14 protein-coding genes are annotated in these 11987 nt (G+C 60.8%); 4 read left to right on the plus strand and 10 right to left on the minus strand.

Annotated elements, in window-relative coordinates:
* Nucleotides 1-83 precede the first annotated feature (83 nt).
* From AC07OO_RS01615 to AC07OO_RS01640, 6 genes are all read right to left on the minus strand, one after another.
* The gene (locus tag AC07OO_RS01615) at nucleotides 84-614 is read right to left on the minus strand and encodes an Hsp20/alpha crystallin family protein (protein WP_495080307.1); all 531 of its coding nucleotides are present in this window, start codon (nucleotides 612-614) and stop codon (nucleotides 84-86) included.
* A 54-nt stretch (nucleotides 615-668) separates the two neighbouring features.
* Nucleotides 669-1058 (minus strand): Hsp20/alpha crystallin family protein, encoded by a 390-nt coding sequence (locus tag AC07OO_RS01620; RefSeq protein WP_495080308.1) that lies wholly within the window; start codon nucleotides 1056-1058, stop codon nucleotides 669-671.
* Between the two features lie 31 nt (nucleotides 1059-1089).
* Complete coding sequence (locus AC07OO_RS01625) at nucleotides 1090-1542, minus strand: Hsp20/alpha crystallin family protein (RefSeq protein WP_495080309.1); 453 nt, start codon at nucleotides 1540-1542, stop codon at nucleotides 1090-1092.
* A gap of 200 nt (nucleotides 1543-1742) precedes the next feature.
* The gene (locus tag AC07OO_RS01630; protein ID WP_495080310.1) at nucleotides 1743-1904 is read right to left on the minus strand and encodes a hypothetical protein; all 162 of its coding nucleotides are present in this window, start codon (nucleotides 1902-1904) and stop codon (nucleotides 1743-1745) included.
* 2 nt (nucleotides 1905-1906) lie between these two features.
* Nucleotides 1907-2200 carry a hypothetical protein gene (locus AC07OO_RS01635; RefSeq protein WP_495080311.1) on the minus strand — a complete coding sequence of 98 codons (294 nt, stop codon included), beginning with the start codon at nucleotides 2198-2200 and terminating at the stop codon, nucleotides 1907-1909.
* Between the two features lie 126 nt (nucleotides 2201-2326).
* Complete coding sequence (locus AC07OO_RS01640) at nucleotides 2327-3802, minus strand: DegQ family serine endoprotease (RefSeq protein ID WP_495080312.1); 1476 nt, start codon at nucleotides 3800-3802, stop codon at nucleotides 2327-2329.
* Between the two features lie 117 nt (nucleotides 3803-3919).
* Here AC07OO_RS01640 and AC07OO_RS01645 point away from each other — a divergent pair, with 117 nt between their 5' ends.
* On the plus strand, nucleotides 3920-4888 hold the full coding sequence (locus tag AC07OO_RS01645; protein ID WP_495080313.1) for a YfdX family protein: 969 nt from the start codon (nucleotides 3920-3922) through the stop codon (nucleotides 4886-4888).
* 48 nt (nucleotides 4889-4936) lie between these two features.
* Here the strand turns inward: AC07OO_RS01645 and AC07OO_RS01650 are convergent, their stop codons facing one another.
* Nucleotides 4937-5314 (minus strand): DOPA 4,5-dioxygenase family protein, encoded by a 378-nt coding sequence (locus AC07OO_RS01650; protein ID WP_495080314.1) that lies wholly within the window; start codon nucleotides 5312-5314, stop codon nucleotides 4937-4939.
* Between the two features lie 23 nt (nucleotides 5315-5337).
* Complete coding sequence (locus AC07OO_RS01655; protein WP_495080315.1) at nucleotides 5338-7362, minus strand: M13 family metallopeptidase; 2025 nt, start codon at nucleotides 7360-7362, stop codon at nucleotides 5338-5340.
* Nucleotides 7363-7511: 149 nt separating this feature from the next.
* Between AC07OO_RS01655 and AC07OO_RS01660 the strand changes: the two genes are divergently transcribed.
* Nucleotides 7512-7997, plus strand: coding sequence for a TlpA family protein disulfide reductase (locus AC07OO_RS01660; protein WP_495080316.1), 486 nt, complete (start codon nucleotides 7512-7514; stop codon nucleotides 7995-7997).
* A gap of 5 nt (nucleotides 7998-8002) precedes the next feature.
* On the opposite strand, the gene AC07OO_RS01665 is transcribed toward AC07OO_RS01660, so the two are convergent.
* Nucleotides 8003-9448, minus strand: coding sequence for an alpha/beta hydrolase (locus AC07OO_RS01665; RefSeq protein ID WP_495080317.1), 1446 nt, complete (start codon nucleotides 9446-9448; stop codon nucleotides 8003-8005).
* A gap of 68 nt (nucleotides 9449-9516) precedes the next feature.
* On the minus strand, nucleotides 9517-10089 hold the full coding sequence (locus AC07OO_RS01670; RefSeq protein WP_495080318.1) for a GNAT family N-acetyltransferase: 573 nt from the start codon (nucleotides 10087-10089) through the stop codon (nucleotides 9517-9519).
* 142 nt (nucleotides 10090-10231) lie between these two features.
* Here AC07OO_RS01670 and AC07OO_RS01675 point away from each other — a divergent pair, with 142 nt between their 5' ends.
* Both AC07OO_RS01675 and AC07OO_RS01680 read left to right on the plus strand, forming a co-directional pair.
* The gene (locus AC07OO_RS01675; RefSeq protein WP_495080319.1) at nucleotides 10232-10957 is read left to right on the plus strand and encodes a hypothetical protein; all 726 of its coding nucleotides are present in this window, start codon (nucleotides 10232-10234) and stop codon (nucleotides 10955-10957) included.
* Nucleotides 10958-11330: 373 nt separating this feature from the next.
* Entirely contained in the window at nucleotides 11331-11951 is a 621-nt protein-coding gene (locus AC07OO_RS01680) for an MFS transporter (RefSeq protein ID WP_495080320.1), read from the plus strand.
* Nucleotides 11952-11987: the final 36 nt, after the last annotated feature.

Consider the following 11987-nt stretch of genomic DNA (forward strand, 5'->3'; position numbering starts at 1 on the left):
CCCGCACCAGCGGTCAAGTGTGAAGCACTCTAGGCAGGAGGGCGGGAGGCCCATTTGCGCTCACCGCTCCCTCCTAGATTCCCTCAAGCGTGAGTCTTAACGGCTATGCGCCGCGATATTGCCGTTTCCGACTTTGGCAGCTCGATGCGCAGTACGCCATCGCGGTAGCTTGCCTGGGTCTTTGCCGCCTGCACTGGCACGGGCAAGACCACGTCGCGACGGAAGTTGCCGTACGCACTCTGTACCAAACGCCACTGGCCGTGACCCAGCTCGCGGTCAACCCGCTTTTCACCCCAGACACTCAGCACCTCGCCATTTAGCGCGACGTTGAAGTCTTCTCTGCGCATTCCCGGTGCCTCAATGCGCACCGTCAGCTTGTCCGCGCTATCGAACACGTCGGCGCAAAGGAAGGCCCAACCGCCCATGCCAAGCCGTTTACCGGAAGGTGGCGTGTCCGGCCCTTTGTCCGCAGGGGCTTCCGCCGGCTGTGATGCTGTTGGCCAGAAACGTGTCAGCGCACCGGTAGCGCGAGAGCTGATCTCGCGCCACCCGTCCGACAACGACTCCCATGCCTGATCAGCTCCTTGCTTGATTTGCTGTGTAAGAGTGGTCATCGTCTCTCTCCTTTCATTCGAAGATATGGGAGGGTTTCCTGCCAAATGCCTCCTTCAACCCGCGGTAACGGCAATCCTGCGCGGCTGCGCGTGTGCCTGCTTCGGAATCCGCAAACGCAGGACACCATCCTTCAAATTGGCTTCTATACGAGTCGTATCCAACTCACGGCTCAACGTGAAGCTGCGGCGGTAGCGTGGCACCCTCACTTCCGCATAAATGGCCTCCAAGCCATCAGGCGTGCGTTGCTGCAGCCCACCTTCGATGAGCAGTGCATCGCCTTCGACATGGAGCTCCAGCTGCTCTTTGGATACGCCGGGCATATCGGCAAGCAGGGTAATGCCGGTCGCGTCCTCGAAGACATCGACCGCGGGTAGCACGGCCCGCTGCTCCTGCTCACTGCTTGCGGTGCGGGTGACTTGCTTGCTTGTGTTGGTGTTAGACATGGTCCTTTCTCCTTTGATTCGGTCTTTTTTCTTACTGCACAGCTATGCGCGTCGGTTGGCTCGACTCTCGACGCGCAATGGTGATTTGCAAAACACCATCGCGGTAGTTGGCATCCACTTTGGTCGGGTCGATGTCTTCTGGAAGGGAGACAGTTCGGGTGAAGCTGCCCGCCGTGCGTTCTCGCGCATAGATTTGTACTGGCGCGTCTTTTTGCGGGATTCCTGAGGCGCGCTCGCAACTGATCCGCAACACGCCGCGGTCCAAAGTGATATCAAGCTTGGACGAATCCAGTCCTGGAGCAAAGGCGTAAACCTCTACGCTGGTGGGCGTGCGGCCGACGTTAATCGCGGGAAAGGTTCCGGGCTTTACCGAGCGAATGCTGCTGGGCAGTCCGGAAACACCGAGCGCCTCATCCAGTTCTCGGCGCAGTAGTTCAAATTGGCCGAAAAGGGAGTTCGGCTGGTTCCACAAAGATACATACATGGTGCGTCCTCCTATGGTTTGAAATACACCGGCAGGAGACCCGTTCCTGCCGGTTCGAAACAAAAATTAAGGATTCAGAAAAGAATTTCAAGAGTGAATTTCGAGCGAGTTCAGGTGCCAATGCCGCTCCAAACTCATCCCTGAAAGCCAGGCTTAGCTACGCCCACGGAGGGTATAGCGCCGTGCCTGGACGGGCTATTTCAAGGCAGCACCGTGTCCACTGCGATTGCGGCCCACGGCTTGCCGGTCTTTCCGACAGGGTCGGAGGCCGTGAGCATGGTGGCTCCGCCAAGGGCAACCGCCATTGTCAGCAGGAAGATTTGGCGCGCTCGCAACAGCACTTTGTCGTTTTGCGAGGCCATGGTCAATCGTCCGGAAGCAATCGGTAGCCCATGTCGTGCCAACTTCTCGGCCCGACGGCCAGGGCTTTGATAGCCGCAACAAACTCGGCACGACTCTGTGCGAGTTGACCGGAATCCACCGCACGTTCCAGCAAACGATGCGCCTCAGCGCGTGTCAGCGCAATGTCACCGGCGAACCAGGCCGTCAGCCTATCCATGGCACCAGGCTGTATCGGAATCGGTTGGGAAACGCTATTCGAAGAAATGCTATGCCGACGCGTTGCATCGGCATGCGCGAAGGAATGGTTGTTTAACATGGCATTCACCCTTGGGTTTTGAAGAAGCCCGGGTGGAGGGCTCCTCCACCCGGCAGTTGCAGTACTACATTCAATAGTCCATATCGGCCGTCGCTGGCCAGAACCTTGTCGACAACGCACTGTCAGTTAGCCGAGGTTGATGGGGACGAAAATCCGATTGTTGTCCCGCAGCACAAGCACAGCCAAACGTTTGTCCGCACGATTGACCTTGGATCGCAGTTGCTCAACATTGGCAACCAGCTCACCGTTCACAGACAGAATGACGTCACCCGTCTGGATACCGGCCTTCTCCGCGGGACCTTCGTTAACCGTTTCCACGACCAACCCGGAAACCACCCGCGCCTCTTTACGCTCCTTATCGGTCAAGGGACGTACGGCAAGTCCCAGTTTGGCCTGGTCTTCGTTGGCGATGGCGGCCTTTGCCTCCGCAGTTTTTACTTCACCGACGGTCACGGTGATCTCCTTGGTCTTACCCTGCCGCAACAACGTGACCACGGCTTGCGATCCGGGTGTCACCTCGGAAACCAAGGGCGGTAGTTCTCCAGAGCGGTTGATCGATGTGCCGCCAAACTTGAGCAAGATGTCCCCTGGTTGGATACCGGCCTTGTCGGCTGGGCTGTCTCTCTCTACCGCACCGACAACGGCTCCCACAGGTTTGTCCAGACCAAAGGTATCGGCCAAGTCGGAGCTGACGTCCTGAACCGCTATGCCCAAAAGGCCGCGGCTTACCTTTCCGGTCTCGATCAGTTGACGCTCGACGTTCATCGCGACATCGATGGGGATGGCGAAGGACAGGCCCTGGTAGCCACCACTGCGACTGTAAATCTGGGAGTTGATCCCAATGACCTCTCCACGCATGTTGAACAGCGGGCCACCTGAGTTTCCAGGGTTGATGGCCACATCAGTTTGCAGGTAAGGCACATAGCCCTCGTCTGGCAAAGTGCGTGACTTGGCAGAGACGATCCCGGCAGTAACGGTATTTTCAAAGCCAAAGGGGGAGCCTATGGCCACCACCCATTCACCCACGCGACTCTCCTTGGGATTGCCTATCGTGACCGTAGGCAAACCTTTGGCGTCGATCTTCAGTACCGCTACGTCGGAGAGTTTGTCCACCCCTATCACCTTGGCTTTGAACTCGCGTTTGTCAGTCAACTTGACCGTGACCTCGTCGGCGTTGGCTACAACGTGCGCATTGGTCAACACTACACCGTCCTGTTTGACAATGAAGCCTGAACCGAAGCCCTGCGTAGGTACTTTCCCCTGGGGAGACGGGCCTTGGAATCGTTTGAAGAACTCCTGAAAGGGATCGTTGGGGTCCAGTTGTGGAAAGCCGGGGAACCCGGAGAGCCCGGTTTTTACCGTACCGGACACGCTGATGTTGACCACCGCTTGCCCTTGCCGAGCGGCAATCTCAGAAAAGTCCGGAAAAGACGTGCTTCTTGAGGCTGGCGACAGGCTGACCACTTCGGGCGCATGAGGCCTATCTGCATCGCTGGGGCGCGGGGCTTTTTGGGAATAGGCGTAGCCGCACAGCAGCGCGGTGGTTGTTAGGGCACCCAGGAAGACATAGCGAAATTTTTCAACAATGCTCCTCGACTCCATGGTGAATTACCTCCTTAAAGTTCACCAGACCATCTGGTGTTTCAAGGGCGAAATAGGGTCGCAGTTTTCTGTTTCAAGAGGGTTTTCTGGGTTGAAAGCCAGCCTGGAGTTTTGGCCTTGTTGTATCTGCAATTGGACGGAACTATTGAAATTTTTAGGCCCGCACCTATTTCGCGTTTTGACCGGCGGCGTGGTGCTGACCGGCACGAATCTACTGAATCGAAAGGGCACATCATGATGACGACATACATGCTGAGCCAACCGAACAGTGCATTCGGTTCATCCAATGGAACTGGCCGCGAGGGCTATGGCTGGCTACCCGCCATAAAGACGCTGGCTGCAGTTGCGCTGGGCGTTGGACTACTCGCGGCAGTGCCCTGCCTGGCCGCGGACTCACAATCTACAAGCAAGCTGCAGACGGGCTCCAATGCGGTGACCCAATCTGCAGTCGAAACGCAGACTTCTGCGGCCCTCGCAGAGAAACGGAAGCTGCTCTTGACCGATGCGGCTGACGCAATATCTCAGCCTTGGCAGGCGCTCAAGGCACTCGAAGACAAGAAAAGCGACGTTGCCCTGAATGCGTTGGCCGAGGCTACCGGCAAGCTTGAGCTCATTGTTGCGCGCGATCCAGCTCTGAGGTTTGCGCCAGTCGCGTCGGGGGTCGCGGTGCTTGACGTGTTTGCTGCCCCCCAGACGCTGAAGCTTGCCATCTCTGAAGCAAAGAAGACTCTGTCGGGCGGCGACATTCCAAAAGCTCGGGCAATGGTGGAAGCGCTGGCAAGTGAGACGCAGATCCGCACTACGAGTATTCCGCTTGCGACCTATCCCGCGGCGATCAAGGCGATAACTCCGCTGATAGATGCGGGAAAGATTGATGAGGCCAAGGTGCAACTACAAACTGCGCTCAACACAGTCGTGATCTCAAAGGACGTGATTCCGCTACCCAAGCTGCGCGCCGAAGCCCTTTTGAAAGAGGCGCAGGTACTGGCTGAGAAGAAGGACCGCAGCAAGAGCGACAACGACAAGCTCGCAGAGCAATTGCGATCGGTGCGCGAGCAGATACAGATGGCCGAGTTGCTGGGTTAGCGCGCCATAAGGGGGCCGAGAGCCACACGCTGTGAGCGAACGTGGGGGCTAAATCAGCTCGCCTGGCCCTGCGCTCAGCACACTCAGGTCCAGCGGACGTACCGCGCCCATCCACATCGCACGGTCGGTGTGGTCCATCAATTCGTTGTCGCTGATGGGGTGCACAAACACCACGAGGCCACCGCGGTGCATGGCCAGCCAAGGCACGACATCAGCAAACAGCGCCGGGCGAAAGGCCAACTGGCAGCTCCAGTCCGGGTGCGGCCCCACAGGCCTCTCGTGCACGCGGCCCATGGCCACATCAAAGCGCTGGGCCGCGGCCCCGCACAGCGTGCGAGCCTGGCCTACGGTTTCCGGTCCGAAGTAGATGTGGGCGTGGTAACCGCGGATAGTGGGTGTGGGCGCCTCTGCAAGTGGGGTTGTCATAGTCGAATCGTTCTTGGGTTTTCTCACCACATGATGACACGTTGCGCCGGCGGCACATACATCTTGTCGCCCGGCTGGATGTTGAAGGCCTCGTAGAAACCCGGCTGGTTGGCCACCGTACCGCGCACGCGAAACTCGCCGGGCGAGTGGGGGTCGGTCTTGACCTGCAGGATGGCCGCATCCTCGCGCTGCAGCGTGCGGTACTTGATGCCAAAGCCTATGAACAGCCGCTGCTCGCCGGTCAGGCCATCCAGCACGGGCGACGCCTTCCCATCCAGCGAGCGGCGATAGGCCTTGTAGGCAATGGCCACACCGGAGTTGTCGCCGATGTTCTCACCCAGCGTCAGCTTGCCGTTCACAAAGTAACCCGGCACAGGGCTGAAAGCCGAGTACTGCTGCACCAGGCCGGCGGCGCGGGTAGAAAAGTTGGCGCGGTCTTCTGCCGTCCACCAGTTGCGCAGATTGCCCAGGCCGTCGTACTGGCTGCCCTGGTCGTCAAAACCGTGGCTGATCTCGTGGCCGATGCTGGTGCCCACCGCGCCGTAGTTGACAGCGTCTTCGGCCTTGATGTTGAAGAACGGCGGCTGCAGCAGCGCGGCCGGGAAGGTGATGGCATTCTTCAGCGGGCTGAACTGCGCGTTGACGGTCTGCGGCAGCATGGACCACTCGCCACGGTCCACCGGCTGGCCCAGTTTGTTGACGCCGCGCTGGTAGGCAAACTGGTGCGCGGCGCGCACATTGGCCACCAGGTCGTTCTTGTCCGTCTTCAGGTCCGAGTAGTCGCGCCATTTGTCCGGGTAGCCGATGTTGGGCCTGAAGGCGGCCAGCTTGGCCTGTGCCTCTCGCTTGGTCTGTGGCCCCATCCAATCCAGTGCGTCGATGCCCTCGCGGAAGGTGGCCAGAAAATTGTCAACCATGGCCTGCACGCGGGCCTTGTTCTGCGGCGGGAAATACTTGGCGACGTAGAGCTTGCCGACCGCCTCGCCCATCGCGGAGTCCAGCCAGTGCTGCACCAGTTGCCACTGGGGCTCGTTCTCCGGCACACCGCGCAGGGTTTTACCGGTGAAGGCGAAGCGCTCTTCGACAAACGCCGTCGACAGGTACTGCGCGTTGCCGGCCAGCACATGCCAGCGCAGGTAGCTCTTCCAGGCATCGAGCGGCTGGCTGTTGACCAAGCCGGCCATGGCCGTGAGGTAGCTGGGTTGGCGCACCACCACAAAGCTGGTCTTGCCCATCAAGCCCGCAGCACCCAGATAGGCCTGCCAGTCAAAGCCGGGGGCCAGCTCGGCCAGTTGTTCGACAGGGACGGGGTTGTAGGTCTTGAGCGCGTCGCGGCTTTCCACGCGGGTCCACTGCGCTGCCGCCATTGCGGTCTCCAGCGCCAGCACCTCGGCTGCGTGGGCAGCGGCCTGCGCATCACCGCCCATGGTCAGCAAGGTTTCTACATGCTTTGCGTAGGCCGCACGCGCGGCCTTGAGCTTGGCGTCGTCATCCTTGAGGTAGTAGTCGCGGTCGGGCAAACCCAGGCCGCTTTGACTGGCATAGGCGGCATAGCGGGTGGCGTCCTTGGCGTCTTGGTACACATCCAGCACAAAGGGTGTGGCCACGCCGCTGCGGCTGAGGTAGGCCATCAGCGCCGGCAGCTCTTTCTTGTCGCGCAGCGCGGCGATACGGTCCAGGTCGCCCTGCAGGGGTTTGGCACCGCGGGCATCGCGCGCCTTCTGGTCGACAAAGCTCAGGTACAGGTCGGCGATCTTGCGGGTCTCGCTGCCCGCTGCACCGGGGTTCTTTACCGTGTCATCGAGGATGGTGCGCACCTGCTCTTGTGCCGTCTCGCGCAGTTGGTCGTAGGTGCCCCAGCGCCCCTTGCTGGCGGGGATGGGCGTGGTCTTGGCCCACAGGCCGTTGATGTGGCCGTAAAAGTCGTCCTGCACACGCACCGAGGTGTCAAAGGCCTTGGTATCTATGCCCGAGACCAGGGGTGCAGTCGATTGGGCCACTGCTGGCAATGACAGGCAAGCGGCGGCAAGGAGCAAAGACTTCTTCACAGGGGGATTCCTCCGGTGTGGGTGCGCTGGGTCAGCCGCCAGGCGGCATACCGCGGGCATTCTATGTCGGCCATAGTGGCAGCTGGCGCGTTCGACACGGTGGGGGCATGCGCCACCCCTAGCCCATCAACCGCTCTACCCGACCTCCGATGAAAAAAATCCTACTCTCCTTGGTTCTCGCCGGCTCCACCGTCTGCGCATCCGCAGGCCTGCTGGACTGGTACAACGGTGTCAAGCTGGACACGCCCCTGCCCGAGCACGATCTGCAGTTCATTGCCAGCACCAAGGCCCCCACCTTGGAGGGCAAGCTGGTGCTGATGGACTTCTGGGCCACCTGGTGCGCCCCCTGCCGGGACTCCTTCCCCAAACTCAACGCCTGGAACGCGGCCTACGGTCCCAAAGGCTTGGTCGTCGTCGGTGTGTCACCCGAAACGCAAGAGGTCGTCGCACCATTCGCCCAGCGTATGAACCTGCAATACGCAGTCGCAGTGGAAGGCAAGAAGAGCATCCAGAAGGCCTTTGGCATCAAGGGCCTGCCGTATGCCTTCTTTGTCAACAAGGCGGGCAAGATCGTGTGGCGCGGCCAACCGGCGGACATCACCGACCAGTTGATCGAGTCTTTGCTCGCGGGTTAAGCGCCCTACTCTGCGGAGCCGTTACTGGAGGCCGGGCAAGCGGGCAATTTACCGGGCGCGCGCATGGCCTTGACGGCCGCGGCATCCTCTGCGACCAGGTTGTTGTTGGTGAATTTGCAGCCGTACGCCGGATCGGCCACAGTCGATGCGGTGGCCACGTCATCGCCCGCAGGCTTGACGCCCTGCTCCACCCAGCGCGCCAGATCGGCAAAGGCGCGGGCCTGCTCCGCCACCGTGAAATCGCAATGGCCGGGTGCGCGGATGGCGCGCTGCACCAGCAGGTCCGCATGGCCCTTGGCGGTGGCCTTTGTCCGATAGGTTTTCTCCAGTCCAAAGGGCACATACATGTCACCCAGCGTATGGATGGTCAGCACGGGCACGCTGAAATCCCCGTGCACCTTGGGAATCCAGCGCAGGCCATCGCGGCGCAGGCGGTTGGCATCGGGCGCGGCCGTGGATCTGGCGATGGACGCGTTGAACGCAGCCACCACGGGCTCGGGCGCATCAAAGGTGTAACGCACATTGCGGGTATCGAAGACGCTGGCATTGAGCACGCCGCGCAGGGTTCCATCGTCGCCGAAGGCGCCCCAGACTACGTTCTGCAGGTAGTCGTTGGCAAAGCCCTGGTCGAACAGCGGCCGCTCGCCCCCGGTCAAATGCATGACCATGCTCTTGAGCAGCAGGCCCTGCTGTGTGGGTGTCGCAAAGGACGTGGTGCTGTTGAACATGCTGGTACGCACATGGCCCGCAATCTGTGGCCAGTTGCTGACGGGCACGGACGTGGCGGGCAGCCCCGCCAGCTGCTGTGCGGCCAACTGGTAGGCACCGAAGTAGGCCCACAGTTGCTCGTCGTCCAGCACACCGCAGGTGGGCACGGCGCCGTCGTAGCGGAACTTGTTCTTGGCAGTGGCCTGCGTCTCTGCTTCTACCGCGGCCGCGGCAATATGCCCGCCCATGGAGCGGCCAAAGATGTAGGTCTTGGTGGGTGGCGGCAGAGGGCGGCCATTGCGGGCGGCAATGTCGTTGAAGGCCAGGGCCAGCGCATTAGTGTCTTCCACGCCGGAGCGCACGTCGTAGTAATTTTTGCTGTAGCTGGACGCCGCCCAGGCGTAGCCGTTGTCGATCAGGTAACGGCGTATCGGCGGGTCTTGCACCGTGAGGTTTTTGCCGGTGCCGGTGTAGCCGTGCGCGTACAGGACCAGCTTGCCATTCCATCCAGCGGTGGGCACCTCGATGCGGTAGGCCGCGCCACCCAGCACACCGCTCCAGCGGTCGGTGGGCGTGGTGCTGTCGGCCATGGGGGCGAAATCGAAAACGGCGGGAGACGGCACAAAGTCATTGCGCGCATCGTGGGGCCGCGTCTCTTCAGCCAGGTTGCCGGTTTGTGCACAGCCTGCCAGCAGCAGGGACACGGTCGCGAGCAGTACAGCAGTTCTTGGAAACTTGGGCATGGTGGTCTCCCCGTTTTTTGTATATCGATGAAAAGCAGTGGCCATCATGGTACTGGCCCAGCCGTGATTCACGCGGCCGTGGGAGCCTGCAGCAAGGCCCAGTCGCGGGCCAGCAGGCCGTACAAGCCGGTGTCGGACACCTCACCATCCACAATCCAGCGCTCGCGCAAGTGCCCTTCTCTCTGGAAGCCCAGGCGCTCCAGGCTCTTGGCCGATGCCGCATTGCGCGGGTCTATGTCGGCCTCCACGCGGTTGAGATGCATGTCTGCAAACCCGTAGGTCAGTAAGGCGGTCAAGGCTTCGTGCATCAAGCCCTGGCCCTGGGCGGAGGAGCCCAGGCTGTAACCGATCTCTGCACGGCGGCACTGTTCCATCAGGTTGAACAGCGAGCACTCGCCCACCACCTGGCCATCGGCCTTGCGCTCCATCACCAGGCCCAGGTACTTGCCGCTGGGCAGGGCTTCGCGGTCACGGGCAATGCGCGCATGGGCAGCCTCCATGTCCGTCCAGGCAGGGCGGCTGAGGAAGCGCGCGACACGGGTGTCGGAGTAGATCGCAAACAAGGCCTCAGCATCCGCCTCGGTGGAGGGGCGTAGCCGCAATCGGTCGGTGTGTAGGATGGTGTGTTCAAACGAAGGCATAGGGTGTGGCGAAAATCCTTGGGCTGGGTATTCTGCTTCATGCCCGCCAAACACCCTGTTACCACCATGGGATGTACAAAGGCAGCGCAGGCGCAGTATATTGGCGCCGGTTCAAAAAAACAGACAGAAACAGGGAGTTTCTATGACACACAGCACACGCAGCTGGCGAGCCATTTCATCTTCTTTGCTGGCTCTCGCCGTCGGCACCACAACCCTCTTGAGCGCCTGTGGAGGCGGCGGTGATGACCGCAATCGTCCGGAAGCAAAAACAGGTGCCATCGACGAATTCCTGGTTGGCAACTTCGTGACCAACCTGGCCACCAAGGGCGGGACCTTTAATGCCAGCCGTACCGACGAGGGCGGCCGACGCATTGATACCAAAGTGGTCTACCGACCGGGTGCAGCCGGCTGGTTCTTGCGGGAAGAGACCGAGGCTATCAACGGCGTTGTAGCACCCACCACGACCACCAGCATCAACTACAGCCACGCGGGCAACGCGTTCCGTGTACTGGCATGGATAGACGACAAGAGCAACACGGCATCCAACTTGCAAAGCACGCCGCTGCCACAGGTGGGCAAGCCTGGCAACGGTGCAAAACTGTTTACAGCCGATTTGGTCATCCAGAACAATGGCCTGAATTTCTACGATATCGGCCGCACGCACAAGCTGACCTACGATTGGTCGGTAGCCAACCAAATTGCGGGGCTGGCCGATGTGTGCCTGAAGGTGACCGATACATCCGATGTCCTGACCAAGACTATCTTGGATTGCTTCCAGATTGACGGATCGGTCTCCGGCACGGTCTACGGGTTCAAGCAAAAGACGCTGCTGCTTGCAGACGGGGTCTTGGTGACCGCCCCGCAGTAGTAACACACGCCCTGCGCCGTGCCGCGATTGCCTGCTGCGCTGCGCAGTTTTTTAATTACCGATGCCCTGATCCAACTGGCTGAGCTCAGCGCGCTGGTGGTATTGCCCTGGTGGGTGACCAGCAGTGCCGGCGCCAGTGGCGTGGCCCTCTATGGCACGACGCTGGCCATCGCGATGCTGTTGGCGGTGCCGGTGGCATCACCCTTTGGCGACCGCATCTGCAAGGCCCGGCAAATCCAGTTCGGGCTGGCCGCGATGCTGTGCACTGCACTAGCCTATGGTCTGGTAGCAGCACTGGGCCTGTTCAGCCTGCCACTGCTGCTAGCACTGGTCGTTGCCCACGCATTGGCTGCAGCTTTAGTAGACCAAGCCCGTGCAAATACGCGGGTGGACGGCGGTGAACTTTGTGGTGTGGATCTTCCAAGGGCCGGCCGTCGGCATTCTGATCCCTATCAAAGTCCACGCCCTGGGCCTGGCCGGCAACTGGCTGGGCATCTGCCTGGGCGCGCTGTCAGCAGGCGTGCTCATGGGCAGCGTCTTTGGCTCGCAGGTATTGGTGCAACACTTTGGGCGCTACCGCGTGCGCCTGGGCTTGGGCTTTTGTGAGGGCATCGCCTTGGCCGTGGTCGGGTTTGCCACCACACCTTACCTGGTGGTTGCAGGCTTGGTGCTCACTGGCTTTTGCAATGCCTCCATGGGCCTGGTAGGCGCCACGCACCGCGCGCTGGCGATTCCGCAGACCCACCGGGTGCGCATCTTCGCGGCCTCGTCCATGGCCACGCAGGTGGCCGGTGCCCTAGGCCCTGCGGTGGTGGGCGTGGCCCTGGCGCATTGGCGTGTGGATACGGTCTACACCGCGTTTGGGCTGCTGATGGCGACTAGCGTGCTGGGCTTTGTATGGGTGCCGCGCCTGAAGGAGTTTTTGAGCCTGGGGCATGAGCAGGTGGTGGACTGGTATTTGCACCAGTACCCCGGAGCGTTTTCAAATAAATAGCCGCTAGCCCTTGTCAAATGGATCTAGTGCGCTACT

The organism is Rhodoferax sp. GW821-FHT07G04 (assembly GCF_059418585.1).